We start from the raw sequence: 25,429 nt of genomic DNA on the forward strand, positions 1-25,429 counted from the left end.
GCTCTCGAAACAGGGGAACGATCAAAGGCGCGATCTTATCAGGCTGGCCGCCGCGGGCTCCAGCAAGTGTCCTTCCTGCACCGGCAGGCTGCGCATCAGGAAGTCGAGGAAGGCCTTGACCTTCATTGCCTGGAACCGCCGAGACGGATAGACCGCATAGATTTCGCCGCTGGGCAACCGCGCCTCGGGCAGCAGCTCGATCAGCTCACCGCGCTGCACGGCAGATTCGGTGAACATCAGCGGCAGCGCCGCAATCCCGGCCCCTGCAAGAACCGCTTCGCGGGCGAACGTAATGTTGTTGCAATAGAGGACGCGCTGACAGGGTACGTGTTCACCCAGCAGCATCCAGTAGCGTTGAGAATCCTGTGGCAACAATACCGCTCGGTGGCCAGCCAGCGCCTCCACCGTACGCGGGGTGCCGTGAGTCGCCAGGTAGGCTGGGCTCGCGCAGAGCCGGCGGCCACTCTCGAACAGCTTGCGGGCGATCAGGGTGGAATCCTGGGGCTGCCCGATCATGATGGCGATATCCACGCCCTCCTCCAGCGGATCGACGTTGCGCGAGGTGATCTCCACTTCTGCCGTGATCTGCGGATACTGGCGCATGAAGCTGCCCAACACCTTGCCAAGGAACAATTGGCCAAACTCGATGGGCGCAGTAACACGCAGCAGACCGGACGGCTCCTGCTGCAACTGCATCACGGCCTGCTCGGCTTCGGCGAAGTCCAGCATGATCTGCCGGCAGCGCTCGTAGTAGGCCAGGCCAACCTCAGTCAAGCGAAGCTTGCGCGTGGTGCGGTTGAGCAGACGTACACCGAGGCGCTCTTCCAGCAGCGCTATGCGCCTGCTGACAGTCGACTTCTGCATACCCAGACTCTGCGCTGCCTGGGTAAAGCTGTGGCACTCGACCACGCGAGTGAAGATCAGCGCATCATCCAGCCCCATTATTGTTCCCTATAAGCAACAAAGTTTCTGAATTGTACTGGCTACTTGCCAGAGCGGAACACTGCTAGATTCGCAACATTCTGAAAAGACTTCGAGCAACGTTTTCCATGCCTGCCAAACTGCAACGCCGTCTGTTCGTCTTCATCGCCTTGGTGGCACTGGTCATTTCCGGCTTCTTCGTCCACTGGCTGCTGATCGGCCGCTTCGTCGAAAGCACCGACAACGCCTATGTCCAGGGCGAAATCACCCGCGTGTCCAGCCAACTTGGTGCCCGTATCGAAGAAGTGCTGGTTAGCGATAACCAGCAGGTGAAGAAAGGCGACCTGCTGGTACGCCTGGAAGCCGACGACTTCAAGCTCGCCCTGGAACGCGCTCGCGCCCTGCTCGCCACCCGCGAGGCGGAGCGGGTCCAGGCACAAAGCAAGCTGGCCCAGCAATCCAGTACGATCGCCGCTAGCCAGGCGGACGTTGCGGCTAGCCAGGCCACCCTCGGACGCACCCAGATCGACCTGTCCCGCGCCCAGACGCTGCGCAAGCCGGGGTACATTTCCGAAGAGCGGGTCACTACGCTATCCGCCGACTCGCGCGTTGCCCGCTCGCAGGTGGCCAAGGCCGAGGCCGACCTCAAAGCCCAGCGCCAGCAAGTGGACGCACTCAACGCAGAGATCAAGCGCCTCGATGCACAAATTGCCAATGCCCGCGCCGAAGTAGCCCAGGCCGAGCTGAATCTCGGCCGTACCGAAATCCGCTCCCCCATGGACGGGCGTGTCGGCCAGCGCGCTGCACGAAACGGCCAGTACGTGCAGGTCGGCGCACACCTTCTGTCGTTGGTGCCGGATGCTGATATCTGGATCCAGGCCAACTTCAAGGAGACCCAGATCGAGCGCATGCAGCCCGGACAAACCGCCGAGCTGATCTTCGACAGCTTCCCCGATACTCCGATCGAAGGCCGAGTGGACAGCTTGTTCGCCGCCTCCGGCGCGCAGTTCAGCCTGCTGCCGCCGGACAACGCCACTGGCAACTTCACCAAGGTGGTGCAGCGCATGCCGGTGAAGCTGACCTTCGCCGCAGACAATCCGCTCAAGGGCCGAATCCGCCCGGGCATGTCCGTCCTCGTCAAGGTGCACCTGAAGGCCGAAAACCATGGCGGGTGATGCACTGGTTCGCCCCACGGGCGAACCGTCCCGACGTGACTGGATTGCGGTGATGAGCGCGATGCTCGGCGCTTTCATGGCGGTGCTGGACATTCAGATCACCAACTCTTCGCTCAAGGACATCCAGGGCGCACTCTCCGCGACCCTGGAAGAAGGGTCGTGGATTTCCACGTCCTATCTGGTGGCGGAAATCATCATGATTCCCCTCACCGCCTGGCTGGTGCAGTTGCTCTCGGCTCGACGGTTGGCAGTCTGGGTATCCATCGGCTTTCTCATCTCGTCGCTCCTCTGCTCCCTGGCCTGGAGCCTGGAAAGCATGATCGTGTTCCGCGCAATGCAGGGTTTCACCGGCGGCGCGCTGATTCCGCTGGCCTTCACCCTGACGCTGATCAAGCTGCCGGAGCACCACCGCGCCAAGGGCATGGCGCTGTTCGCCATTACCGCCACCTTCGCGCCCTCCATCGGCCCCACTCTGGGCGGCTGGCTGACGGAGCACTTCGGCTGGGAGTACATCTTCTATATCAACATCCCTCCAGGCCTGCTGATGATCGCCGGCTTGCTTTACGGCCTGGAAAGGAAAGCGCCGCACTGGGAACTGCTGAAACGCACCGACTACGCCGGTATCGTCACCTTGGGACTAGGGCTCGGCTGCCTGCAGGTGTTCCTTGAGGAAGGTCATCGCAAGGACTGGCTGGAGTCCGACCTGATCGTCGGCCTGGGCGGCACAGCGCTGGTCAGCCTGATTCTTTTCGTGATCCTCCAGGTCTCTCGCCCCAACCCGCTGATCAACCTGGGCATCCTGAAGAACCGCAACTTTGGCCTGTCGAGCATTTCCAGCGTCGGCCTTGGCATGGGCCTCTACGGCTCCATCTATGTGCTGCCGCTTTACCTGGCGCAGATCCAGGGCTACAACGCGCTGCAGATCGGCGAGGTGATCATGTGGATGGGCGTTCCGCAGTTGTTCCTGATCCCGCTGGTACCCAAGCTGATGAAGGTGATCTCTCCGAAGCTGCTCTGCGCCTTGGGATTCGGTCTGTTCGGCTACGCCAGTTTCGCCTCCGGGGTACTCAATCCCGACTTCGCCGGGCCGCAGTTCAATCAGATCCAGATCATCCGCGCCCTCGGACAGCCATTGGTGATGGTGACCGTATCCCTGATCGCCACGGCGTACATCCAGCCTCAGGACGCCGGCTCAGCCTCCAGCCTGTTCAACATCTTGCGCAACCTGGGCGGCGCCATCGGCATCGCACTGCTCGCCACCCTGCTCGACGCCCGCGCGAAGGTTTACTTCGATTACCTGCGCGAATCCCTGGTGCCGAGCAACCCACAGGTCGCTGAGCGCTTGGCCCTGCTGACGGAAAAGCTCGGCAGCGAGCAAGCGGCCCTCGGCAAACTCAGCGAGATCGCACACCAGCAGGCCAGCATCATGGCCTACAATGACGCCTTCCATTTCATCGGCATCGCCCTTGGCGTCAGCATGCTCGCTGTGCTGCTCACCCGCGCCCTGCCCGCCGGCTCCACCGGGGGCGCCAGCGCCGCCGCCCACTAATCCCGCGCCGGGCAACCGGCGCGTCGCGCTTCAGGCTGTACATGTCTTCCCACGCTGCAACCCGTCGCACCCTTCTCCTGATCGGTGCCTTCGCCATGATTTACATCGGCTGGGGCACCACCTATCTGGCCAACCACTTCCTCCTTCGTGAACTTCCGCCCTTCGCCATCGCGACCCTGCGTTTTCTCTTCGCTGGCGTTCTCGCCCTGGGCTGGGTGCTGGTCAGCGGTAAGGCCCAAGTACAACGCAGCGACCTGCGTGGCGCGCTGATCGGCGGCGTGCTGCTGATTGCTGTCGGCCAGGGCGCACTGATCTACGCCAACCAGTTTCTTCCCACCGGCATGCTGGCCATGCTTTACACCACCTTGCCCCTCTGGAGCGTCGCACTGGAATGGCTGCTGGACCGCCGTCCGCCACTCTGGGTCCTCTGCGGACTGGCCCTGGCCAGCGGGGGAATCGTGATGCTGATGGGCAACGGACTGGGAGATACGGCGGGGTTCGACCAATGGTTCGCAGGCGGACTTGTGGTCATGGCCACCTTGCTCTGGGCCATTGGCGCCTGGCTGCTGCGCATGCGCCCGCCCTTCCGTTCCAGCTGGATGGGCCTCAGCCTACAGATGCTGACGGGCACGGTAACGCTGGCAGTGTTCGGTCTCTGGCGCGGCGACTGGCATGGGATAGAGCTGGCCAATGTAAGCCTGAACGCCTGGCTCTGGATGGCGTATCTGGTGGTTCCGGTCAGTCTGGGGGTCTATCCAGCCTACTTCTGGCTACTGCGAGAAGTGAAGCCAAGCCTGGTATCGACCTTCGCCTTCGTGAACCCGGTGGTGGCCCTGCTGCTGGGCCTGCTGATCCTCGGCGAGCAACTCGACGCCACATCGCTGCTCGCGTGCCTAGCCACCCTCGTTGGCGTTGTGCTGATCATTTTCGGCCGCCGCTGACGACAAGCGAAATGGGCGCCTATCGGCGCCCATTCCTGCTCAGACCTTCAACAGCCGCTCTCGGAGCTTCTGGATCTCGTCGCGCATTTGCGCCGCGGCTTCGAACTCCAAGTCGCGGGCGAGCTGGAACATCTTTTCTTCCATTTGACGGATGCGCTTGGTGATCTCGCTGGGCGAGCGCAGCTCCGCCTCGTACCGGGCGCTCTCCTCCGCCGCCTTCGCCATAGCCTTGCGCTTATTGCTGCGCGAACCCGGCACTGTGGCGCCTTCTAGGATGTCCTGGATGTCCTTCTTCACACCCTTCGGCACGATGCCGTGGGCTTCGTTGAAAGCCACCTGTTTACTCCGGCGCCGGTCAGTCTCGTCCAGCGCACGCTGCATGGAGCCGGTGACATTGTCGGCGTATAGAATCGCCCTGCCGTTGAGGTTCCGCGCCGCGCGACCAATGGTCTGGATCAGTGAGCGCTCGGAACGCAGGAAGCCCTCTTTGTCCGCATCCAGAATGGCCACCAGCGCCACCTCCGGCATATCCAGGCCTTCACGCAGCAGGTTGATCCCCACCAGCACATCGAAAGCACCAGTACGCAGATCCCGGATGATTTCCACACGCTCCACGGTATCGATGTCCGAGTGCAGGTAGCGCACCTTCACATCGTGGTCGGCCAGGTAGTCGGTCAAGTCCTCCGCCATGCGCTTGGTCAGCGTGGTGACCAGCACCCGCTCCTCCACTGCAACCCGCTTGCGGATCTCCGAGAGCAGATCGTCCACTTGCGTCCTGGCTGGCCGTACCTCGACTTCCGGGTCCACCAAACCCGTGGGTCGCACCACCTGCTCGACTACCCGGCCCGCATGCTCACCTTCATAGGGTCCCGGGGTCGCCGAGACGAAGATGGCTTGAGGGCTGATCGCCTCCCACTCGTCGAAACGCAGCGGACGGTTGTCCAGCGCCGACGGCAAGCGGAACCCGTACTCCACCAGGGTTTCCTTGCGCGAACGGTCGCCTTTGAACATGGCGCCGACCTGCGGCACCGTGACGTGGGATTCGTCAATCACCAACAGGGCATTGGCAGGCAGGTAATCGTAAAGCGTGGGTGGCGGCTCACCGGGAGCACGGCCGGAGAGATACCGAGAATAGTTTTCGATGCCATTGCAGTAGCCCAGCTCAAGGATCATTTCCAGATCGAAGCGAGTGCGCTGCTCAAGGCGCTGCGCCTCCACCAGCTTGTTGGCAGAACGCAGTTGATCCAGACGCTCTTTCAGCTCTTCCTTGATCTTGTCCACCGCCTCCAGCAGTACTTCGCGAGGCGTTACGTAGTGACTCTTCGGGTAGAAGGTGAAGCGCGGCAACTTGCGGATAACCTCGCCGGTCAGCGGATCAAAGGCCGCCAAACTCTCCACTTCATCGTCGAACAGCTCAACACGGATGGCTTCAAGATCGGATTCCGCCGGGAAGATGTCGATGACATCGCCGCGAACCCGGAAGGTGGCACGAGCGAAGTCCATGTCGTTGCGCGTGTACTGCAGTTCCGCCAGGCGACGCAACAGGGTGCGCTGATCGATGCGGTCGCCGCGGTCGATGTGGAGGACCATCTTCAGGTAGGACGCCGGATCACCCAGACCGTAGATGGAGGACACCGTGGCAACGATGATGGCATCCGGTCGCTCCAACAAGGCCTTGGTCGCTGAGAGGCGCATCTGCTCGATGTGGTCGTTGATCGAGGCATCCTTCTCGATATAGGTGTCCGAGGACGGAACGTAGGCTTCCGGCTGGTAGTAGTCGTAATAGGAAACGAAGTACTCGACCGAGTTGTTCGGGAAAAAAGCCCGGAACTCACCGTAAAGCTGTGCCGCCAGAGTCTTGTTTGGCGCCAGCACCAGTGTCGGGCGCTGAACCTGGGAAATGACGTTGGCAATACTGAAAGTCTTCCCCGACCCAGTTACCCCCAATAGTGTCTGGTGCGACAGGCCGGCTTCCAGCCCTTCCACCATCTGGCGAATGGCCTCCGGCTGGTCGCCGGCGGGCTGGAAGCGGGTGACAAGCTGGAACTCCGACATGCTGACCTCGAATTTGGATGTGACACCGGCGCAGAACGGGCGTCATACCTGGCGGAAAGCTTGCGCGCGATGTCGCCGCAAACTGTCTGGGCCGCTATAATACCGGCCCGATTGCGCAACCCCTAGCGCACATCGTTCGGGGTTGCATTTCCTCCTCACCCTCCTCCTCCGAGCTGCCGCATCATGAGTCTGTTTTCTGCCGTCGAAATGGCTCCGCGCGACCCCATTCTAGGTCTCAACGAAGCGTTCAACGCCGATATCCGTGCCAACAAGATCAACCTGGGCGTGGGTGTCTACTACAACGAGGAAGGCCGCATCCCGCTCCTGCGTGCTGTAGCTGAAGCGGAAAAGGCCCGCATCGAAGCCCACGCCCCGCGTGGTTATCTGCCGATCGAAGGCATCGCCGCCTACGACCAGGCTGTGCAGAAGCTGCTGTTCGGCGCTGACTCCGAACTGCTGGCGCAAGGCCGCGTAGTCACTACCCAGGCTGTGGGGGGCACCGGCGCCCTGAAGACTGGCGCCGACTTTCTCAAGCGCCTGCTACCCAATGCCGTCGTCGCCATCAGCGACCCGAGCTGGGAAAACCACCGCGCCCTGTTCGAGTCCGCTGGCTTCCCGGTGCAGAACTACCGTTACTACGATGCGGCCACCAATGGCGTGAATCGTGCCGGCCTGCTGGAAGATCTCAAGGCACTGCCTGCCCGCTCCATCGTGGTCCTGCACGCCTGCTGCCACAACCCAACCGGCGTCGACCTTGGCCTGGATGACTGGAAAGCCGTCCTGGAAGTCCTGCGCGAACGCGAGCACGTGCCCTTCCTCGATATCGCCTACCAGGGATTCGGCGAAGGCATCGACCAGGATGCCTTCGCCGTGCGCCTGTTCGCCGAGTCGGGTCTGCAGTTCTTCGTGTCCAGCTCCTTCTCCAAGTCTTTCTCACTCTACGGCGAGCGCGTTGGCGCCCTTTCCGTGGCGACCAACTCGAAGGAAGAAGCCGGCCGCGTGCTGTCCCAGGTCAAGCGCGTGATCCGCACCAACTACTCCAACCCGCCGACTCATGGCGCCACCGTGGTTGCCTCGGTACTCAACAGCCCCGAACTCCGCGCCATGTGGGAAACGGAACTGGGCGAAATGCGCACCCGCATCCATAGCATGCGCCTGGCCATGGTTGAGCAACTGGCCAACCAGGGCGCCAAGCGCGACTTCAGCTTCGTTGCTCGCCAGCGCGGCATGTTCTCCTACTCCGGCCTGACCGCCGAGCAGGTTGAACGCCTGAAGAACGAGTTCGGTATCTACGCCGTCAGCACCGGCCGCATCTGCGTTGCCGCGCTGAACAACAGCAACCTGGAAAGCATTACTCGCGCCATCACCCAGGTTCTCTGAAAAGAAATCGGAGAAGCTCAAGCAGATGCTTGACTTCTCCTTTCTAATCAGTAAGATACGACGCATCCGATCCGCGATAGCTCAGTCGGTAGAGCAAATGACTGTTAATCATTGGGTCCCTGGTTCGAGTCCAGGTCGCGGAGCCAAATTGAAAAGCCCTCGGCACATGCCGAGGGCTTTTTCTTTATGGGTCGAACTCGAACCAAGGACTGCACCCCAGGCAATCCAGCACTAAAAAAGCCGGCTCGTTAGGCCGGCTTTCTGACGCTCTGAGCTACTAATCCACACTTAGCTTGTCGCGATTCCTATCGAGCGTCTTCACGCCAATACCCTTGACCTCCAGCAGATCGTCTATTGAAGAGAACGGACCGTTCTCCTCGCGATACCGGACTATGGCGTTGGCCTTTGCCTCACCGATGCCGATCATTTGATCCTGGAAGGCCGCCGCATCGGCGGAGTTGATATTGAGCTTGCCAGACTGCTGTGCAGCGCCTGCCACAGCAGCTGTAGCCTCTACCTTCGCGGCAACCGCAGACTGGGTATAGCCGAAGAAAAGCGAACAGATCACAAAAAACAGCGAGGCGAATCGAACACGAAACATCGTGAACACTCCTTGTCATCAGTAAGGGAAGGCGGTACTTCCTAAACCGCCCCAAACAAACTAATGCCTCGAGCTATTGGGCTCAATTCGCCGTTGTTGATGGATCCAGTCAACAATTTCCTCTTCAGGGGTGTAACCATTGACTGTTTTGCGTAGGAGCTGACGCACGCGGACGTAATCATCGTTCTCGACGGCCACGAACAGCTCGGACAGCACACGCTTGAACGCATCCCAAGGGAGATGCTCTTCATTGGCGCGCATGATCATCGAATGTTCAGCAAGGCTGACGTTGTCGCCGATGTGGGGCTCTTCATACCCTCCCAACATCAGAAGGTGCAGCGCAAGTATCCGGCGACCTCTACCAATGGCTACCCCGAGGCCGAGGAGCGAAGCTCAAGACTTTACATCGAACCAACTCAACTCTCTTAACGAGTCGCTTAACCTGAAACCAATCAGCAGCGTAAGCAACAAGTAAAATAAGCCACCACATGAAAGCGCTCTGCGCCATGACACTGCTATCAAGGCTATTCGAGTAACAATTAAGAATGATTCGCTGATGCCCCACGGCTGTAACGAGCAGCATGGATAGGAGGAGCAACGCAGCCCTCCTTGAGGAAGGGCTCGCTCTATCACACCGGGACCTCAAGACTCCTTTTTAACCCTCTTCATTGACTCGATCACGCAGCTCCTTGCCCGGCTTGAAATGCGGCACAAACTTGCCATCCAAACGCACAGACTCACCCGTCTTGGGGTTTCGCCCAACTCGCGGCGCGCGGAAGTGAAGGGAAAAGCTACCGAAGCCACGAATCTCTATCCGATCCCCTGTCGCCAAGGCCTGGGACATCTGCTCCAGCATAGTCTTGATGGCAAGCTCGACATCCTTGGACGAAAGCTGGCCCTGTTGGGTGACAATTCGTTCGATCAACTCCGACTTGGTCATGGTTTTCCCTTCTAATTCAAGCGGCTAGATCAGCTCACTGAATTTTTAGCACGCCAACGGAGCTTTGAACAGCCCAAACGCCAGAAGGGAAAACGCAGATAACAAAAAGGGCGGCCTAGGCCGCCCTTTCTGCTAATGGAGAGGGTGATTAGCCCTGGTTCTCCATCTGAGCACGGATCAGGTCACCAATGGTGGTCGGGCCGGTAGACTCGACTTCCTGCTTGCGCAGTTCCTTCATGGCGTCCTTCTCGTCATCAACGTCCTTCGACTTGATGGAGAGACTGATTACGCGGCTCTTACGGTCGATGCTGATGATCTTGGCTTCAACTTCTTCGCCTTCCTTCAGCACGTTGCGGGCGTCTTCAACGCGGTCGCGGCTGATTTCGGAAGCTTTCAGAACGCCTTCGATCTCGCCACCGAGGCTGATAACAGCGCCCTTGGCGTCAACTTCTTTCACGGTGCCGCGAACGATGCTGCCCTTCTCGTGCATGGAGGCGTAGCTGGAGAACGGATCGTCTTCCAGTTGCTTGATGCCCAGAGAGATGCGCTCGCGCTCCGGATCAACGGAGAGGATGACAGTTTCCAGCTCGTCGCCCTTCTTGAAGCGGCGAACGGCTTCTTCGCCAACTTCGTTCCAGGAGATGTCGGACAGGTGAACCAGACCGTCGATACCGCCTTCCAGGCCGATGAAGATACCGAAATCGGTGATCGACTTGATGGTGCCGGAGATCTTGTCGCCCTTGTTGAAGCGGCTGGAGAAGTCTTCCCACGGGTTGGACTTGCACTGCTTGATGCCCAGGGAGATACGACGACGCTCTTCGTCGATGTCCAGAACCTGAACTTCCACTTCGTCGCCAACCTGAACGACTTTCGACGGGTGGATGTTCTTGTTGGTCCAGTCCATTTCGGAAACGTGCACCAGGCCTTCCACACCCTCTTCCAGCTCGGCGAAGCAGCCATAGTCGGTGAGGTTGGTGACACGAGCAGTAACGCGAGTACCTTCCGGGTAACGCGCTTTGATGGCGACCCATGGGTCTTCGCCCAGCTGCTTCAGACCCAGGGAAACACGATTGCGCTCACGGTCGAACTTCAGGACCTTGACGTCGATCTCGTCACCAACGTTGACGATCTCGGACGGATGCTTGATGCGCTTCCAAGCCATGTCGGTGATGTGCAGCAGGCCATCTACGCCGCCCAGGTCAACGAACGCACCGTAATCGGTGAGATTCTTGACGATACCTTTGACTTGCTGGCCTTCCTGCAGGGATTCCAGCAGGGCTTCGCGCTCGGCGCTGTTCTCGGCTTCCAGGACACTGCGACGGGAAACGACAACGTTGTTGCGCTTCTGGTCGAGTTTGATGACCTTGAATTCGAGCTCTTTGCCTTCCAGGTGGGCGGTGTCGCGCACAGGGCGCACATCCACCAGGGAGCCCGGCAGGAATGCGCGGATGCCGCTGACGTCGACGGTGAAACCGCCTTTGACCTTGCCATTGATAACGCCTTTGACCACTTCTTCGGCGTTGAAGGCTGCTTCCAGAACCAGCCAGGACTCGGCACGCTTGGCTTTCTCGCGGGACAGCTTGGTTTCACCGAAGCCATCTTCCACAGCGTCAAGCGCAACGTGGACCTCGTCACCCACCTTGATGGTCAGCTCGCCTTGTTCGTTGTAGAACTGCTCGACCGGGATGACGCCCTCGGATTTCAGGCCAGCATGGACGGTGACCCAGTCACCATCGATGTCGACCACGATGCCGGTGATGATTGCACCCGGCTGCATGTCGAGGGATTTCAGGCTTTCTTCAAAAAGTTCTGCAAAGCTTTCGCTCATGTTCATACCTGTAGTCAAAGGCCAGGGAAGGCCCTATTCCGCACTCCAGCCAATGCGGTCAAGTCATCAATAGAAGCAGCGGGGATCGAAGCTGGTATCCCGCGCTGCCCCAGTGGCGCCCTTTCCAACTGAAGTTGGTAGTGGCGCAAATCCTTGGGGTTGACACCGGCTATTTCGACCTCAAAACGGAGGAATCGAGCCGATATAAGGGCTGGAATGGTAGCAACGGGGCTGACGCCCGTCAATTCCAGGCCCTCAGGCATTTCGTAAGGGTGCGGCAGTCTACAGCAGAGCGCCCGCGCCCTGTAGATAAAGCGCCAGACGGTGCAGCATGGCGTCACAGGCAGCCAACTGTTCGAGACTGATGAATTCGTCCGGTTTGTGGCCCTGATCCATACTACCGGGGCCGCAGACCACAGTGGGAATACCGCTTTGATCGTACAGCCCACCTTCAGTACCGAAAGCAACGGTTCCGAACTCCGCCGAACCACTGATTAATGCCAACAACTGCGCCGCTTCACTATCAGGCGATGTGGCCAGACCTGGATAAGCGCTCAACGGCTGGAGGCGAATGCCTGTGTCAGGTTGAACAACGCGCATTTTCGGCACGAGCTCCGTTTCAGCGAAAGACTGCAGTTCGTCGGCTACTTGCCTTGCGTCGAAGTTCGGCAGCGCCCGCACTTCGAAATCGAACTCGCACTCTGCCGGCACGATGTTCAGCGCCCGCCCGCCCTTGATGGTGCCAGTCTGCACGGTAGAGAACGGGGGGTCGAAACGCTCGTCATGGTGCTCCGGCCGCGCCAGCTCGACACCGATCTCTCCAAGTTTGCCGATCAATCTTGCTGCGTACTCGATGGCGTTGACGCCATGGGGGGCATAAGCCGAATGACAGGCGGCACCCAACACCTGGCAGCGCATCGCCAGCTTGCCCTTGTGCCCGAGCACGGGCTTCAGTTCAGTAGGTTCGCCAATCAGACAGAGCCGCGGCTTGTGCGGTCTGGCCTCCAGTTCAGCGAGCATCGGTCGCACGCCCAGGCAACCGACCTCCTCGTCATAAGAGAAAGCCAGATGCACCGGCATCTGCAGCGGCCGCTCAAGAAAGCCGGGCACTGCCGCCAGCACAGAGGCGATAAACCCCTTCATATCCGCCGTGCCGCGCCCATACAGCCGTCCTTCCCTCTCGGCCAAGCGGAATGGGTCGACCGTCCAGGCCTGCCCGTCCACCGGCACCACGTCGGTATGCCCGGAAAGCACGACGCCACTCCGATCCCTGGGACCGATGGTGGCAAACAGATTGGCCTTGGTCCGCTCCGCGTTGTAGAAGAGTTCGCTCTCCACCCCCAGTTCTGCCAGGTAATCCCTGATGAAGGCGATGAGTTCCAGATTGGAATCCCGACTGACGGTCGCAAATCCGACCAGCCGCTCCAGCAATGCGCGACTGCCCGACTCATTCATCACCCGGCACCCCGTAGCTGGGTGCGGCGGTAGGGTCCAGCGCCCGGGTCAGGTAGTCCTGCATCTGCGGCCGATAAGCCTGCCATAGCCCACCCAACTGCCCGATGGGGTCCTCATCAGCCCAGTCCACTCGCAGGTCGACGATCGGCCAAGTGAGATCCCCCACCACTTTGAGCGCCGCTGAATGCACCGGCCCAGCCTCACCGCCTGCCGACATCGCGGCATGCATCGCCGCCAGCAGGCGGTCAGCCAGCATCCCCGGTGCAGACTCAAAGGCCTGCACCATGGCTTCTATGACATGACGACCGGATAGCAGGTTACCCGCTGCAGCGCATTGCTCACCGGCCACGGCGTTGTGCACGCCCAAGGCTTCGCTGCCGCTGAACAGCGCGACGCGGCCCTGGCCATCAATCACAGTCACCTGCCGGTACTGGCTCCAGCCATTGCTGCTCAGTGCGCGATCCAGGGCCGCCGCCGGCTCCAGCTGACCATCCAGCAGATCGAGAATCTGTGGCCCCAGGGCCGGTAGCGTGACGTTCTGCGTCGCCACCGCCCCCACGCCGGCACGGACCCATGGACAACGGGCGCCAACGGCGATGCTCGATGAGCTGATGGCAATTCCGAGCTGGCCCGTCTCAGAGCAACGCCCAATGATGGAGAACGTCATAGCCTTGCTCCTTATGCCTTCGCCGGCTGCCAGTCGTCCGGAATCACCGCGATCACGTCGATCTCCATCAGCCACTGGGGTTGGCCCAGGGCCGACACCACCAGGCCGGTGGAAATGGGGAACACGCCCTTCAGCCATTTGCCCACTTCCTGGTAGACCGGCTCGCGGTAACGCGGGTCGATCAGGTAGGTGGTGGTCTTGACGATATGAGACAGGTCGCTGCCCGACTCCTCCAGCAGTTGCTTGACGTTCTTCATCGCCTGCTCGGCCTGGGCGCGTGGATCGCCGAGGCCTACCAGTCGACCTTCGAAATCGGTCCCGACCTGGCCACGCACATAGACGGTGTTACCGGCACGTACGGCTTGGCACAGGTCGTTGTCCAGCGACTGGTTCGGATAGGTGTCCTTGGTGTTGAACATGCGGATGCGAGTATGGGTAGGCATCGAATCACTTCCATAAATCTGATTGTTTGAACACGCGAATGACGGCAGTCACCTGCACGGAAACGCTTTCGCTCAGTCTTTCGCCTGCCGCTGCGAGGCATCGCGGTAGGCGAGGTACTTGTGTTGGGTGGCGATGTGGTCGGCGATGTGCTTGGCGTCGTGCCAAACGCCCCAGATAAAGGTGGAGCCACGACGGGAGAGCCACGGCAGGCCGAGGAAATAAACGCCCGGCTCGGCCGACACACCGCGCTGGTGCTGCGGCTTGCCCTTGGCGTCGAAGGCGTTGACCTTCAACCAGCTGTAATCAACTGCATAACCGGTCGCCCAGATGATCGAAGTGACGCCGGCCTTGGTGAGGTCCAGCTCGAGAATCGGGTTGCTCACGCATTCCGGATCCGGGTAGATAGCGCGGGCTTCGGGCTCCTCCGGGAGATCGAGACCATTGCGCGCGATATAGGCATCAGCGGCATCCAGCAAGGACAGATAGTTCTCGTCACCGCGGGCGATGTTGTCCGCCAGGTCCTGTTGGAAGGTCACCAGGTCGCCATCGAACGACTTGGTCAGACCAACGAGCGTCACGCCCTGATGGGCCAGGCCACGGAAGTCGACCGTATGGCCGCCACGGGCACCGCTTACAGCAATGGTCACGTGTTCCTTGCCCGGCTGCGCGGCTTCCGCATCCCACAGGCCAAGCACGCCGAGCCACCAGCAGAAATCGCGGTTGCGGTAGGCACGCGGCGGACGATCATGCGGGCCAACTGACAGGTAGACCTGCTTGCCGGCGCGCTGCAGCTCATCGGCAATCTGCACTCCCGACGATCCGGCACCCACCACCAGCACGCCGCCCTCTGGCAGTTGCTGCGGATTGCGGTACTGAGCGGAGTGGATCTGCGTGACCTTCGCATTGGTAGGCGCGATCGGCGGGATGATCGGGCGCTGGAAAGGTCCGGTAGCGGCCACCACACGGTTTGCCTGGATCACACCCTCGGAGGTTTCGATGGTGAATCCCGGACGGTCGGTATTGCGTACTACCGACTTCACTTCCACGCCGGTGCGGATGGGGGCATCGAACTGCTTGGCGTAGGCTTCGAAGTAGGCCGCAACCTGTTCTTTCGGGGCGAAGGCATCGGGGTCGAGGTCGAACTCCAGTCCCGGGAAGCGATCGTGCCAGGCCGGGCCATTGGCAACCAGCGAATCCCAGCGCCCCGTGCGCCAGGCTTCGGCGATGCGATTGCGCTCCAGGACGAGGTGCGGCACCCCAAGCTTGCTCAGGTGCTCACTCATGGCCACGCCGGCCTGACCGGCGCCAACGACAAGCGTATCGATTTCAATGGTCTCAACTGGCCTGTCCGCGCACGTCTGAAGCGCAGGTTGGTTCAGGTCGGTCATAGCTTGCCTCCTCTGATTCTGATCATTGTTGTTCTGCTGTTGCGGCTATCTGTTTGGGGGTTGGCCGCATTCTGTTCAGAGCGAGGGATTCGCGAAATTATGATTTTTGTAGTCGCTGGCTAGGAAAAAGCTGCCTGCACTCAAAGTGCGCGGCCCGCGTGGCATAAGGCTTTGGATATAGGTTTTTTAGTTTCAGACGCGACAAATTAAATGGCTTCTCAACGTTTACGGCGCCCGCAGAGTCGGCGTGGCTTCAACGTGGCAGCTGCGACCCCGCGCTCGCCTGGCTGCAAAGTCGGGTGCTGGCCGCAGTCGACTGAGCCCCACTGATCGAAATCCATTTGCCGCACACCAGCCGCGCCTGATATCTGTATAAATCCACAGTACAAGCCCGACCCAGTTCTCTCTCCATGCCCGCCGCCCTTGAAGATCCGTTCTACTACCTGCACAACTTCCACACGCTGATCGACTGGATCAGCGAGCGCTACAGCGACCTGTTGGATACCGATGAGCGGGACTTCATCGACGGCTTCCGCGCCCTGCCACGCGCCTCCCAGGCGCTGCTGGTGCGCATGGTGATGCGCAAGGGCAATCTGTTCCGCGCCAGCAAGCTGAACTACGCCGAGATCGGCAGTACACAGGAAGCGGCGGCGCCCCTGATTGCCCTTGGCTGGATCGACGCCACGCCGGATCTGGACCTCGCGCAGCTCTTCGCCCTGCTCACCCTGGCCGAAGTGGACGCCTGTTTCGGCCGCTCACCCGGGCGAAAAATCGAGCGCCTGGCGGCCCTGCTCGTCGAGAACCTCGAACCGCGTCCATTCTCCGACTGGTACCCGACCAGCGACGACTGCGTCTACGCCGTCGGCCTGATGGACCTTTGCGACCGTCTTAGACTGATGTTCTTTGGCAATCTTTATCAGGACTGGTCAGAGTTCGTGCTCGCCGACCTCGGCATCTATCAGTACGAAAAAATCGAGATTGATGCCTCCGCGCGAGGCTTTCGCGACCGTGCCGATTTCGAGTTCTACCTGCTGCTGCATCGCTGGCGTGAGCACTTCGATGCAGGCGAAGCACTGGATAGGTTGCTGACTGAACTACCCCTGGAAACCCACGGCAACCCGTGGCTGGACGCACGTCGGCGCAAGCTGTTATTCCAGGTCGGCCAGCACTGCGAACGCAGCGGACTGCTGGACGCTGCGCTTGGCCTCTATGACCTCAGCGACTACGCGGGAGCGCGCGTGCGACGCATCCGTGTACTGGAGCGTCTCGGTGCCCACGACGACGCGTTCGGTCTGGCCCAGACAGCCTGCTCCGCACCACACAGCGAGGAAGAGCAACAGCACCTGGCACGCATTCTGCCTCGCCTGCGCCGCAAACTCGGTCTACCGAAAGAGCCTCCTGCCGCTAGCACGCCAGTGCGGCGTATCGACCTGGCCCTACCGCAGCCGCCAGCGCCGCTATCGGTGGAGCACGCGGTGCAGCTGCATCTGCACGAAGACCACGCCCCTGTGCACTACGTCGAGAACACCCTGCTCAACTCACTGTTCGGCCTGCTCTGCTGGGATGCCATCTTCGCCGCCTTGCCGGGCGCCTTCTTTCATCCCTTCCACAACGGCCCCGCGGACCTGCTCAGCCCGGATTTCCATGAGCGCCGCGCGAAGCTGTTCGACGCCTGCCTGGCGCAACTGGATGGCGACGAGTACCGGACCAGCATTCGTCGCACCTACGCCGCCAAGCAAGGGCTGCTGTCACCCTTCGTCTACTGGGGCAACCTCGATGAAGCGCTGCTGGACCAAGCCTTGTCCTGTCTGCCGGCAACGCAGCTCAAAGCCTGCTTCCAGCGAATCCTCGCCGATATCAAGGCCAACCGCTCCGGCTTGCCGGACCTGATCCAGTTCTGGCCGGACGAACGTCGCTACCGCCTGATCGAAGTGAAGGGCCCCGGTGACCGCCTGCAAGACAATCAACTGCGCTGGCTGGAGTTCTGCGCCAAACACGAGATCCCGGTAGAAGTCTGCTACGTGCAGTGGGCGCAAGACTGACCATGAGCTATAGCGTCGCCGTGCGTGCGCTTTGCGACTTCACCGCCAAAGGCGGCGACCTCGACCTGCGCTTCACCCCCGCCCCCACCGCCCAGGAAGGCATCGCCGGCCACTCGCTGGTCGCCAGCCGACGAGGCGCGGACTACCAGGCCGAACTCTGCCTCAGTGGTGAGTTCGGCCCTTTGCGGGTGCGTGGTCGTGCCGACGGGTACGACCCGCAACTCAACCGACTGGAAGAAGTGAAAACCTACCGCGGCGACCTTCAGCGCATGCCGGCCAACCACCGCCACCTGCACTGGGCACAGGTCAAAGTCTATGGCTGGTTGCTCTGTCAGCAGCAGGCGCTGCAGGAGATCGAGCTGGCGCTGGTCTACTTCGACATCGGCAGCCAAAAAGAAACCCTGATTACCGAACGCTATCGGGCCGACGACCTACGCGCCTACTTCGAAGAGCAATGCCAGCGATTCATCGCCTGGGCTGAGCAGGAGCTGACCCATGGGCAAGCGCGCAATACCGCGCTGGAAACGCTCGTCTTTCCCCATACCCGGTTTCGCCATGGCCAGCGCCAACTTGCCGAAGCCGTCTACAAGGCCGTGAGCACCGGCTGCTGCCTGATGGCCCAGGCACCCACCGGAATCGGCAAGACCCTGGGCACCCTGTTCCCCTTGCTAAAGGCCTTTGCACGCCAGGGCCTGGACAAAGTGTTCTTCCTCGCCGCCAAGACCCCAGGCCGCCAACTGGCCCTGGACGCCCTGCAACAGCTCGACAGTGGCCCGCTGCGAGTGTTGGAACTGGTAGCCCGAGACAAGGCCTGCGAGTACCCGGAAAACGCCTGTCATGGCGAATCCTGTCCACTCGCCCAAGGCTTCTACGATCGCCTGCCAGCCGCACGAGAAGCCGCAGCAAAACGGCGTTGGCTGGACCGAAACGCCCTTCGCGATGTCGCCCTCGCCCACCAGGTCTGTCCTTATTACCTGGCCCAGGAAATGGCGCGCTGGAGTGACGTGGTGGTAGGCGACTACAACTACTACTTCGACTCGAGCGCCCTGCTCCATGGCTTGGCGACTGCCAACCAGTGGCGCGTGTCAGTGCTGGTGGACGAAGCCCACAATCTGGTGGATAGAGCCCGCAAGATGTACTCAGCCGAACTCGACCAGTCGAGCCTCAAGGCCCTGCACAAGCACGCTCCTGCCGTACTGAAAAAATCCCTGGGGCGGGTCGGCCGCACCTGGAGCGAATTGAACAAGGAACAGGTCGAGGACTACCGCGCCTACGATGCGCCACCCGCGAAACTGCTGAATGCGCTCCAGGGGGTGGTCACCACCATTACCGATTACCTCACCGACAATCCCACGGCCATGGACGCCGCCCTGCAGGACTTCTACTTCGAGGCCATGCAATTCGGCCGCATGGCCGAGCAGTTCGACAGTCACTCGTTATTCGACCTCAGCAAGCGCCCCGGCAAAGGCTCGAGCAACCTGTCCCGCCTGTGTCTGCGCAACCTGGTGCCGGCACCGTTCCTCGGCCCACGCTTCGCGGCCAGCCGCTCCACGGTGCTTTTCTCGGCCACCCTCAACCCGCGCCATTACTACTGCGACCTGCTGGGCCTGGCCCCCAATACGCCCTGGCTGGAAGTGGACTCGCCCTTCAGCGACGAACAACTCCAGGTGCGGGTAACGGCCGACGTCTCCACGCGCTACCAGCACCGCAGCGCGTCAATTGCCCCCATCGCCGGCCTGATGGCCCGGCAGTTCGCAGAACGCCCCGGCAACTACCTGGCCTTCTTCAGCAGCTACGACTACCTGAACCAGGTTGCCAGCCTGTTCGCCCGTCAACAGCCGCACGTTCCCATCTGGTTGCAAGGCCGGCAGATGGACGAGGCCGAGCGTCACGCCTTCATGCAGCGCTTCGAAGTCGGCGGCCAGGGCATTGGCTTCGCCGTCCTCGGCGGCGCCTTTGGTGAAGGGATCGACCTCCCCGGCGAGCGACTGATCGGCGCCTTCATCGCCACCCTTGGGCTGCCGCAACTGAATCCCGTGAACGAGCAACTGAAGCGCCGCATGGCCGCGCTTTTTGGCGCCGGTTACGACTACGCCTACCTCTTTCCCGGCCTGCAGAAAGTGGTGCAGGCGGCCGGACGGGTCATCCGTACGACCGAAGACAGGGGCGTGGTGCACCTGATAGACGACCGCTTCGCCCGACCGGACGTGCAGCGGCTGCTACCCAGCTGGTGGTCCGTCGATAACGCATAGCCTGCAGTGGCGAAGTGCGCCGGCCCTGCGCTATCGCCGGCAGGCACCCATATCCACCGCCCCCACAAACGGGTTGCCATAGCCCATCACGCAAGCCACGCGCTGGTTGCGGTTGCGCTCCCAGGCTTCCACCGGGTACTGCCGGTTCCAGGCGTTGTAGAGCTTGCGGTCCTGGCTGGAAATACGCAGTCCGTAGCGATCGCTCATGTAGAAGTAGGTCCGCGCGATCATCCCGCGGATCTGCTGACGCGGCATCGCCTTGCGCGCCTTGAAGTCCACCACCATGGGGCAGGCTCCATATTGACTGGGCTTCTGTGGTAGCCAGGCGAAGCTGTAGTTGCTGCGGTCGCCATTCACCTCGCCGATGCTCGGCACCAGGTTATGCAGGTCAGCCTCGGCGCGCTGATAGGTAGGGTCGTTCTCTGTGCAGTTCTTGCGCCCGCCTTTTTGCCAGCACTGTCGCTGATGGCCAATCACCCAAGCCGGCACTATGTGCTCCCACTCGATGCGCTTGGCCCGTTGCGGCGCTTTCCTCGGCACATAGCCGCAGCTCTTCAGGTCCACGCGGTTGCCCTGGTAACGGCAGCCGCAATAAAACTCCACCGGGTGAGTGGCATAGAGCTTCCAGGCAACCTTCTTGGCTTCATTGAAGGTGCGGGGTGCGGCGGCTTCAGTGGCGGCGGAAAACAACAGGCAAAACAGCAAGATAGAGCGAATCATCAGGCTTCTAATTCCCGGTACTGCGTCAAGGGGAAATGACTGACAGCAGATTTTTCCTTTGGTTTGGTTGCCATCAGACCGCGGCAACTGCTATCTGTATAAATATACAGTAATTCAGGAAAAGTCCTATGCCTGTATCAGCACCTATCCGCTTGCCGATGCCCGAGCAACCTGTTCCATCGAACACTCCCCTGCCCTACCAGTTGCCACTGCCCTTCCCGCCCCGTGGCCAGGTGCAGCCGCTGCTCGCTGGCCGGCAGCTGCATTGAACCGCCCGAGGACGCCCAAGATGCTGGATGTACGCCAGTTGAAGTACACGGTGAGCCGCATGGCCCCGGAAGAAATCCGTGAAGCGGTGGAAGAACTACGCCTGGAAGGCCTGGTGACCGATGGCAAGACGCCGTTCGGACGCCTGCATTTCAATACCTGCCTGGCCGAGATCGAGGCCCTGTTCCAGCGCGCCGGCTATCACCGGCAATTGGACGTGGTGGGTTACCAGGGCCAGGCCTATGCCCTGTTCGATCCGTCCCGTTGGGAGCCGGTGCAGGTGCTGAGATGGCTGAAGGAGTATGTGGACTCGCGCGAGGTGGAAAGCGCGTAGGGTGGGCTTTCAGCCCACCGGCAGGCGTGAACGTGAGCTATAGCTCGAGATGGAAAGGCCTTGCCATCGAACCGTCTCAACGCTTCTGCGCGTAGGCCATGAACAGCCCGCTACCGACGATGATAGCGATGCCCAGCAGGCCGATCTGGTCCGGCGCGTGGTTGAACAGCAGCAACCCGAGCAATCCGGCGAAGACGATCTGCCCATAACCGAAAGGCGCCAGCAGCGGTGGCGACGCATGGCGAAAGGCCTGGGTCAGCAGCATGTGCCCGCCCATGCCGCAGGCGCCCAGGGCCAGCATCAGCAGGCTGTGTCCGAGGCTGTCGGGCAGATGCCAGAAGAACGGCACCAGAGCACTCATTATCAGCGTGTTGGTCAGGCCGGTGATGAAATTGGTGGTCGCGGCGCTATCGGTGCGGCTGAGGATGCGCGTGGTCAGTTGGTAGAAAGCGAAGCAAACAGCCGCCGCCAGCGGCAGAAGGATGGCCGGAGTGAACAGCGCACCACCCGGCCGCACAATCAACAGCACGCCGCCAAACCCCACCAACACAGCCGCCCACTGCCCACGCGACACCCGCTCACGCAGCAAGGGCACCGATAGCGCAGTGACCAGCAACGGTGCCAGGAAGATCACCGACGTCGCCTCCGCCAACGGGATGTAGCGCAGCCCGGTGGTGAACAACAGGCTGACCCCTATCAGACACAGGGCCCGCACCACCTGCAGCAACGGCCGCTTGGTCCGCAGTACTCGCCCACCTTCGCGCGGCAGCAGATACCCCGCCATCAGCAAGGTGTGCACCAGGTAGCGCACCCACACCACCATCACGATGGGATAGAAGGCCGACAGGTACTTGGAGATGGCGTCATGACTGGAAAACAGAAAAGTAGCCAGACAGACCAGCACGATGCCTTTCAGGGGCTGGTCGATGCGCTGCGGCAAATGGCTCTGGGAACTCATGAGGCGATCCGGAGGGTCTGCCAAGAAGAGCTTGGTAGCAGACTAATGATTAGGCGACTCAAGATATCGACTAAGCCTGCATCACTCAAGAGTCGACAGATATGCAAGCCCCTGCGTGAGCACACCTACTCACCGACACCAAGCAGCTGAAGCCTTCATCAGCGCGGTGAAAGCCGAACAGGCCCAGGTTTCCAGCTGATCGATCGCGCTCCCGGTCACTTTGTAGTACGACCATCATGTACAGCCAGTTGAATTACACTTATCATTCAACGCATCGAAGACAGCCCTCCACCCCAAGGAGCCTTCCATGCAATCCATCGTCATCGCCGGTTACGCCCGTTCGCCCTTCCACTTCGCCAAGAAGGGCGGTCTGATCAACCTGCGCCCGGACGACCTCGCCGCCCAAGTGGTAAAGGGCCTGGTGGAACGCCTGGACGTAGACCCAAGGGAAATCGAGGACCTGATCCTGGGTTGTGCCTACCCGGAAGCCGAGCAAGGCATGAACCTGGCGCGCATTACTGGCTTTCTTGCCGGCCTGCCGGAAACCGTTGCGGGGGCGACGGTCAATCGCTTCTGTGGTTCCTCCATGAGCGCCATCCATTTCGCCGCCGGGCAGATCCAGTTGGGCGCGGGCGAAGCCTTCATCTGCGGCGGCGTGGAGTCCATGACCCGCGTGCCCATGGGCGGCTTCAACATCTCACCCAATCCGACGCTGGTGAACGGCTACCCACAGGCCTACATGGCCATGGGTCATACCGCCGAGGTGGTCGCCGGTCGCTACGCCATCTCCCGCGTCGACCAGGAAGCCTTGGCGGTGGAGTCTCACCGCAAGGCTACCGAGGCGCGGACGCAGGGCCTGCTGCAGGACGAAATCATTGCTGCCGAAACACCTGATGGCCTGGTCACCGAAGATGGCTGCATACGTCCAGGCACCAACCCGGAAGCCCTGGCGCAATTGAAGCCGGCCTTCGGCGGCAGCGTCACGGCGGGTACCGCCTCTCCCCTGACCGACGGCGCAGCCGCGGTATTCGTGTGCACGGAGGCGTTCGCCAAGCGCTGGAACCTCGACATCCTGGCTCGGATAAAGGCCGTAGCCGTAGTTGGCTGCCCGCCGGAAATCATGGGCATGGGTCCGCTCTACGCCACCCGCAAGCTGCTACAGCGTTCGGGCCTCCAGGCAAGCGACATCGACCTCTTTGAAATCAATGAAGCGTTCGCCAGCCAAGCCCTCGCCTGCATCCGGGAACTCGAGATCGATCCGCAGAAGGTGAACCTGGACGGCGGCGCCATGGCCATCGGCCATCCGCTGGGTGCTACTGGCGCCCGCATCACTGGCAAGGCGGCCAGCCTGCTCAAGCGCACCGGCGGCCGGTACGCCATCGCAACCCAGTGCATCGGTGGCGGCCAGGGCGTCGCCACCCTGCTGGAAGGCGCGTGATCGTTCAGCCAAGGCACCCGGTTCGGTGCCGTGGCCGATTTCCGCTCGCGCGGCAGGGGATGTGAATTACAATCGCAATATCAATCTTCCCCACGAGGTGACCGCCATGCGCTACCCCGAAGACCACAAGGCCGAAACCCACAAACGTATCGTCGCCGAGGCGTCTCGTCGCTTCCGCGCCGACGGCATCGACGCTACCGGTCTGCAACCGCTGATGAAGGCCCTTGGCCTGACCCATGGCGGCTTCTATGCGCACTTCAAATCCAAGGATGCCCTGGTGGAAGAGGCTCTGCAGGCAGCAGCGAATGACGCCAATGCCCAGTGGGCCAAGGCGTTCACCAAGGAAGAACCGCTGAGAACCTTCTTCGAGCGCTACCTCTCGCCCCAGCACCGCGCCCACCCCGAGCAGGGCTGCCCACTGCCGACCATGTCGGCCGAAATGGGCCAGCGCGGCAATGCCAGCCCCATCACCGATGGCGTACTGACCAGCCTGCTGGAGCTCATGGAGAAGGAAACCGGCAGCGCAGAACAGAGTCTGGCAATGCTCGCCACCCTGGTGGGTGCTCTGACGCTGGCCCGCAGCGTGGCCAGCGAGGAACTGTCCGACCGCATCCTGGACAGCGCCCGCCAAACCCTCCTCGCCCAGGTCGAGGCTGCACAAGCCGCCAAGGCCTGACTGCACCACCATCCGTCGCCGCCCTCGGCATTCAGCGAGGGCGGCCTATGCTTTCCAGGTAGGGCTAAAACCGGCTGCACCTGGGTTGCACCCTCCCTCGTCAAGCCGGCCAAGCCTCGCGAAACGCCCGTAAATTCGAGCCTTCGCACCAATCAGGTGCAACCATTTCGCGTCATTGAGACGACCTTTCATCCGCTGATCGTCGCCAGATATACGACCTTTGGTTGCACCCGGTTGCACCCCTTGTAGGACATCGCTAATCTTTGCGCCGCTACTGCCGTACGACCACGGCTGAAAAGAGGACAAGAAATGGCTACGAGCACCACCCTTGGCGTGAAACTGGACGAGGCTACCCGCGATCGTCTCAAGGAAGCTGCGCGCAGGATCGAGCGCACCCCGCATTGGCTGATCAAGCAAGCGATCTTCAGCTACCTCGAGGCCCTGGAAAGCGGCATGACCCTTCCGGAACTCCAAGGCATTGCCCAGCGCCTGGCCGAAGGTGACCACGACGCGCTCGAAGCCCTCCCCGAGTCCACCCACCAGCCGTTCCTCGAATTCGCCGAAAGCATCCTGCCGCAGTCCGTGCTGCGCGCGGCCATCACCGCCGCCTACCGCCGCCCCGAGCAGGAAGCCGTGCCCATGCTGCTGGAGCAGGCCCGCCTGCCCGCCGAGATGGCTGACGCTGCCTACAAGCTGGCCTATGGCATCGCCGAGAAACTGCGCAACCAGAAAAGCGCTGGCGGCCGCGCCGGTATCGTCCAGGGCCTGCTGCAGGAGTTCTCCCTGTCCTCCCAGGAAGGCGTGGCGCTGATGTGCCTGGCTGAAGCCCTGCTGCGCATCCCGGACAAGGGCACTCGTGACGCCCTGATCCGCGACAAGATCAGCACCGGCAACTGGCAGCAGCATCTGGGCCAGAGCCCGTCGATGTTCGTCAACGCGGCCTCCTGGGGCCTGCTGATCACCGGCAAACTGGTATCCACCCACAATGAAGCCGGGCTGTCGTCCTCGCTGAACCGCATCATCGGCAAGAGCGGCGAGCCAGTGATCCGCAAGGGCGTGGACATGGCCATGCGCCTGATGGGCGAGCAGTTCGTCACCGGCGAAACCATCGCCGAGGCCCTGGCCAACGCCACCAACTTCGAAGCCAAGGGCTTCCGCTACTCCTACGACATGCTCGGTGAAGCCGCGCTGACCGAAGAAGATGCCCAGCGCTACTACGCCTCTTACGAGCAGGCCATCCACGCTATCGGCAAGGCTTCTCACGGTCGCGGCATTTATGAGGGCCCGGGCATCTCCATCAAGCTCTCCGCCCTGCACCCGCGCTACAGCCGCGCCCAGTACGAGCGCATGATGGGCGAACTGTACCCGCGCCTGCTGTCCCTGACCCTGCTGGCCAAA

The 25,429-nt window shown here is 61.4% G+C and carries 22 protein-coding genes, 1 tRNA gene and 1 pseudogene; 12 read left to right on the top strand and 12 right to left on the bottom strand.

Translation table 11 applies throughout. The features are described 5' to 3' along the window. Positions 1–21: 21 nt before the first annotated feature. A complete protein-coding gene (locus AAHM40_RS16660) occupies positions 22–942 on the bottom strand; it encodes a LysR family transcriptional regulator (protein ID WP_342245634.1) in 921 nt (306 codons plus the stop codon). 107 nt (positions 943–1,049) lie between these two features. On the opposite strand from AAHM40_RS16660, the gene AAHM40_RS16665 reads away from it, so the two are divergent. From AAHM40_RS16665 to AAHM40_RS16675, 3 genes are read left to right on the top strand one after another with little or no spacing between them, the layout of a single operon-like run. Further along, positions 1,050–2,096 carry an HlyD family secretion protein gene (locus tag AAHM40_RS16665; RefSeq protein WP_342245635.1) on the top strand — a complete coding sequence of 349 codons (1,047 nt, stop codon included), beginning with the start codon at positions 1,050–1,052 and terminating at the stop codon, positions 2,094–2,096. A gap of 49 nt (positions 2,097–2,145) precedes the next feature. Next, positions 2,146–3,645 (top strand): MDR family MFS transporter, encoded by a 1,500-nt coding sequence (locus AAHM40_RS16670; RefSeq protein WP_342245654.1) that lies wholly within the window; start codon positions 2,146–2,148, stop codon positions 3,643–3,645. 41 nt (positions 3,646–3,686) lie between these two features. After that, entirely contained in the window at positions 3,687–4,586 is a 900-nt protein-coding gene (locus tag AAHM40_RS16675; RefSeq protein WP_342245636.1) for an EamA family transporter, read from the top strand. A 39-nt stretch (positions 4,587–4,625) separates the two neighbouring features. On the opposite strand, the gene uvrB is transcribed toward AAHM40_RS16675, so the two are convergent. Continuing rightward, positions 4,626–6,641, bottom strand: a complete 2,016-nt coding sequence (gene uvrB, locus AAHM40_RS16680; RefSeq protein WP_342245637.1) for an excinuclease ABC subunit UvrB — start codon at positions 6,639–6,641, stop codon at positions 4,626–4,628. A gap of 183 nt (positions 6,642–6,824) precedes the next feature. On the opposite strand from uvrB, the gene AAHM40_RS16685 reads away from it, so the two are divergent. Further along, on the top strand, positions 6,825–8,021 hold the full coding sequence (locus tag AAHM40_RS16685; RefSeq protein ID WP_342245638.1) for an amino acid aminotransferase: 1,197 nt from the start codon (positions 6,825–6,827) through the stop codon (positions 8,019–8,021). Positions 8,022–8,091: 70 nt separating this feature from the next. Next, positions 8,092–8,167, top strand: a tRNA-Asn gene (locus AAHM40_RS16690). A gap of 131 nt (positions 8,168–8,298) precedes the next feature. Here AAHM40_RS16690 and AAHM40_RS16695 read toward each other — a convergent pair. From AAHM40_RS16695 to AAHM40_RS16730, 8 genes and pseudogenes are all read right to left on the bottom strand, one after another. Continuing rightward, positions 8,299–8,622: a ComEA family DNA-binding protein gene (locus AAHM40_RS16695; RefSeq protein WP_342245639.1), complete on the bottom strand. Its 324-nt coding sequence runs from the start codon at positions 8,620–8,622 to the stop codon at positions 8,299–8,301. Between the two features lie 60 nt (positions 8,623–8,682). Continuing rightward, a pseudogene (locus AAHM40_RS16700) lies at positions 8,683–8,937 on the bottom strand (polysaccharide biosynthesis protein); the annotation flags it as partial. Between the two features lie 340 nt (positions 8,938–9,277). After that, on the bottom strand, positions 9,278–9,562 hold the full coding sequence (ihfB, locus tag AAHM40_RS16705) for an integration host factor subunit beta (RefSeq protein WP_342245640.1): 285 nt from the start codon (positions 9,560–9,562) through the stop codon (positions 9,278–9,280). 148 nt (positions 9,563–9,710) lie between these two features. Continuing rightward, the gene (rpsA, locus tag AAHM40_RS16710) at positions 9,711–11,390 is read right to left on the bottom strand and encodes a 30S ribosomal protein S1 (RefSeq protein ID WP_028630235.1); all 1,680 of its coding nucleotides are present in this window, start codon (positions 11,388–11,390) and stop codon (positions 9,711–9,713) included. 282 nt (positions 11,391–11,672) lie between these two features. Next, positions 11,673–12,845, bottom strand: coding sequence for an acetylornithine deacetylase (gene argE, locus AAHM40_RS16715; protein WP_342245641.1), 1,173 nt, complete (start codon positions 12,843–12,845; stop codon positions 11,673–11,675). Beyond that, positions 12,838–13,512: a DUF1028 domain-containing protein gene (locus AAHM40_RS16720; protein WP_342245642.1), complete on the bottom strand. Its 675-nt coding sequence runs from the start codon at positions 13,510–13,512 to the stop codon at positions 12,838–12,840. The genes argE and AAHM40_RS16720 overlap by 8 nt, the downstream gene beginning before the upstream one ends. A gap of 11 nt (positions 13,513–13,523) precedes the next feature. Then, positions 13,524–13,955 carry a RidA family protein gene (locus tag AAHM40_RS16725; protein WP_342245643.1) on the bottom strand — a complete coding sequence of 144 codons (432 nt, stop codon included), beginning with the start codon at positions 13,953–13,955 and terminating at the stop codon, positions 13,524–13,526. Positions 13,956–14,027: 72 nt separating this feature from the next. Further along, entirely contained in the window at positions 14,028–15,344 is a 1,317-nt protein-coding gene (locus AAHM40_RS16730; protein WP_342245644.1) for a flavin-containing monooxygenase, read from the bottom strand. 410 nt (positions 15,345–15,754) lie between these two features. Here AAHM40_RS16730 and AAHM40_RS16735 point away from each other — a divergent pair, with 410 nt between their 5' ends. Both AAHM40_RS16735 and AAHM40_RS16740 read left to right on the top strand, forming a co-directional pair. Continuing rightward, positions 15,755–17,386 carry a VRR-NUC domain-containing protein gene (locus AAHM40_RS16735; RefSeq protein ID WP_342245645.1) on the top strand — a complete coding sequence of 544 codons (1,632 nt, stop codon included), beginning with the start codon at positions 15,755–15,757 and terminating at the stop codon, positions 17,384–17,386. 2 nt (positions 17,387–17,388) lie between these two features. Further along, on the top strand, positions 17,389–19,638 hold the full coding sequence (locus tag AAHM40_RS16740; RefSeq protein WP_342245646.1) for an ATP-dependent DNA helicase: 2,250 nt from the start codon (positions 17,389–17,391) through the stop codon (positions 19,636–19,638). Between the two features lie 30 nt (positions 19,639–19,668). Here AAHM40_RS16740 and AAHM40_RS16745 read toward each other — a convergent pair whose 3' ends face one another. Continuing rightward, complete coding sequence (locus AAHM40_RS16745; protein WP_446731580.1) at positions 19,669–20,358, bottom strand: endonuclease; 690 nt, start codon at positions 20,356–20,358, stop codon at positions 19,669–19,671. 128 nt (positions 20,359–20,486) lie between these two features. Between AAHM40_RS16745 and AAHM40_RS16750 the strand changes: the two genes are divergently transcribed. Both AAHM40_RS16750 and AAHM40_RS16755 read left to right on the top strand, forming a co-directional pair. Next, positions 20,487–20,627 carry a hypothetical protein gene (locus AAHM40_RS16750; protein WP_342245647.1) on the top strand — a complete coding sequence of 47 codons (141 nt, stop codon included), beginning with the start codon at positions 20,487–20,489 and terminating at the stop codon, positions 20,625–20,627. A gap of 20 nt (positions 20,628–20,647) precedes the next feature. Then, complete coding sequence (locus tag AAHM40_RS16755) at positions 20,648–20,959, top strand: hypothetical protein (protein ID WP_028630243.1); 312 nt, start codon at positions 20,648–20,650, stop codon at positions 20,957–20,959. A 76-nt stretch (positions 20,960–21,035) separates the two neighbouring features. Here the strand turns inward: AAHM40_RS16755 and AAHM40_RS16760 are convergent, their stop codons facing one another. After that, the gene (locus tag AAHM40_RS16760; RefSeq protein ID WP_342245648.1) at positions 21,036–21,917 is read right to left on the bottom strand and encodes a DMT family transporter; all 882 of its coding nucleotides are present in this window, start codon (positions 21,915–21,917) and stop codon (positions 21,036–21,038) included. A 307-nt stretch (positions 21,918–22,224) separates the two neighbouring features. Here AAHM40_RS16760 and AAHM40_RS16765 point away from each other — a divergent pair, with 307 nt between their 5' ends. The 3 genes from AAHM40_RS16765 to AAHM40_RS16775 all read left to right on the top strand — a co-directional run. After that, positions 22,225–23,355 (top strand): thiolase family protein, encoded by a 1,131-nt coding sequence (locus tag AAHM40_RS16765; RefSeq protein WP_342245649.1) that lies wholly within the window; start codon positions 22,225–22,227, stop codon positions 23,353–23,355. A 106-nt stretch (positions 23,356–23,461) separates the two neighbouring features. Continuing rightward, a complete protein-coding gene (locus AAHM40_RS16770) occupies positions 23,462–24,031 on the top strand; it encodes a TetR/AcrR family transcriptional regulator (RefSeq protein WP_342245650.1) in 570 nt (189 codons plus the stop codon). Positions 24,032–24,340: 309 nt separating this feature from the next. Further along, positions 24,341–25,429, top strand: a 1,089-nt coding sequence (locus AAHM40_RS16775; RefSeq protein WP_342245651.1) for a proline dehydrogenase family protein, incomplete at its 3' end; no start/stop codon positions are given.

Origin of the sequence: Pseudomonas sp. OTU5201 (assembly GCF_038440135.1) — a bacterium.
Classification (GTDB): domain Bacteria; phylum Pseudomonadota; class Gammaproteobacteria; order Pseudomonadales; family Pseudomonadaceae; genus Metapseudomonas; species Metapseudomonas resinovorans.

Bases quoted from the DNA above. Each gene is read 5' to 3' on its own strand.
- AAHM40_RS16665 (WP_342245635.1), top strand. From the start codon at position 1,050: ATGCCTGCCAAACTGCAACGCCGTCTGTTCGTCTTCATCGCCTTGGTG.
- AAHM40_RS16695 (WP_342245639.1), bottom strand. From the start codon at position 8,622: ATGTTTCGTGTTCGATTCGCCTCGCTGTTTTTTGTGATCTGTTCGCTT.
- AAHM40_RS16685 (WP_342245638.1), top strand. From the start codon at position 6,825: ATGAGTCTGTTTTCTGCCGTCGAAATGGCTCCGCGCGACCCCATTCTA.
- AAHM40_RS16735 (WP_342245645.1), top strand. From the start codon at position 15,755: ATGCCCGCCGCCCTTGAAGATCCGTTCTACTACCTGCACAACTTCCAC.
- argE (WP_342245641.1), bottom strand. From the start codon at position 12,845: ATGAATGAGTCGGGCAGTCGCGCATTGCTGGAGCGGCTGGTCGGATTT.
- AAHM40_RS16750 (WP_342245647.1), top strand. From the start codon at position 20,487: ATGCCTGTATCAGCACCTATCCGCTTGCCGATGCCCGAGCAACCTGTT.
- AAHM40_RS16730 (WP_342245644.1), bottom strand. From the start codon at position 15,344: ATGACCGACCTGAACCAACCTGCGCTTCAGACGTGCGCGGACAGGCCA.
- rpsA (WP_028630235.1), bottom strand. From the start codon at position 11,390: ATGAGCGAAAGCTTTGCAGAACTTTTTGAAGAAAGCCTGAAATCCCTC.
- AAHM40_RS16770 (WP_342245650.1), top strand. From the start codon at position 23,462: ATGCGCTACCCCGAAGACCACAAGGCCGAAACCCACAAACGTATCGTC.
- AAHM40_RS16660 (WP_342245634.1), bottom strand. From the start codon at position 942: ATGGGGCTGGATGATGCGCTGATCTTCACTCGCGTGGTCGAGTGCCAC.
- AAHM40_RS16760 (WP_342245648.1), bottom strand. From the start codon at position 21,917: ATGAGTTCCCAGAGCCATTTGCCGCAGCGCATCGACCAGCCCCTGAAA.
- AAHM40_RS16755 (WP_028630243.1), top strand. From the start codon at position 20,648: ATGCTGGATGTACGCCAGTTGAAGTACACGGTGAGCCGCATGGCCCCG.
- AAHM40_RS16675 (WP_342245636.1), top strand. From the start codon at position 3,687: ATGTCTTCCCACGCTGCAACCCGTCGCACCCTTCTCCTGATCGGTGCC.
- AAHM40_RS16725 (WP_342245643.1), bottom strand. From the start codon at position 13,955: ATGCCTACCCATACTCGCATCCGCATGTTCAACACCAAGGACACCTAT.
- AAHM40_RS16765 (WP_342245649.1), top strand. From the start codon at position 22,225: ATGCAATCCATCGTCATCGCCGGTTACGCCCGTTCGCCCTTCCACTTC.
- AAHM40_RS16745 (WP_446731580.1), bottom strand. From the start codon at position 20,358: ATGATTCGCTCTATCTTGCTGTTTTGCCTGTTGTTTTCCGCCGCCACT.
- AAHM40_RS16740 (WP_342245646.1), top strand. From the start codon at position 17,389: ATGAGCTATAGCGTCGCCGTGCGTGCGCTTTGCGACTTCACCGCCAAA.
- uvrB (WP_342245637.1), bottom strand. From the start codon at position 6,641: ATGTCGGAGTTCCAGCTTGTCACCCGCTTCCAGCCCGCCGGCGACCAG.
- ihfB (WP_342245640.1), bottom strand. From the start codon at position 9,562: ATGACCAAGTCGGAGTTGATCGAACGAATTGTCACCCAACAGGGCCAG.
- AAHM40_RS16720 (WP_342245642.1), bottom strand. From the start codon at position 13,512: ATGACGTTCTCCATCATTGGGCGTTGCTCTGAGACGGGCCAGCTCGGA.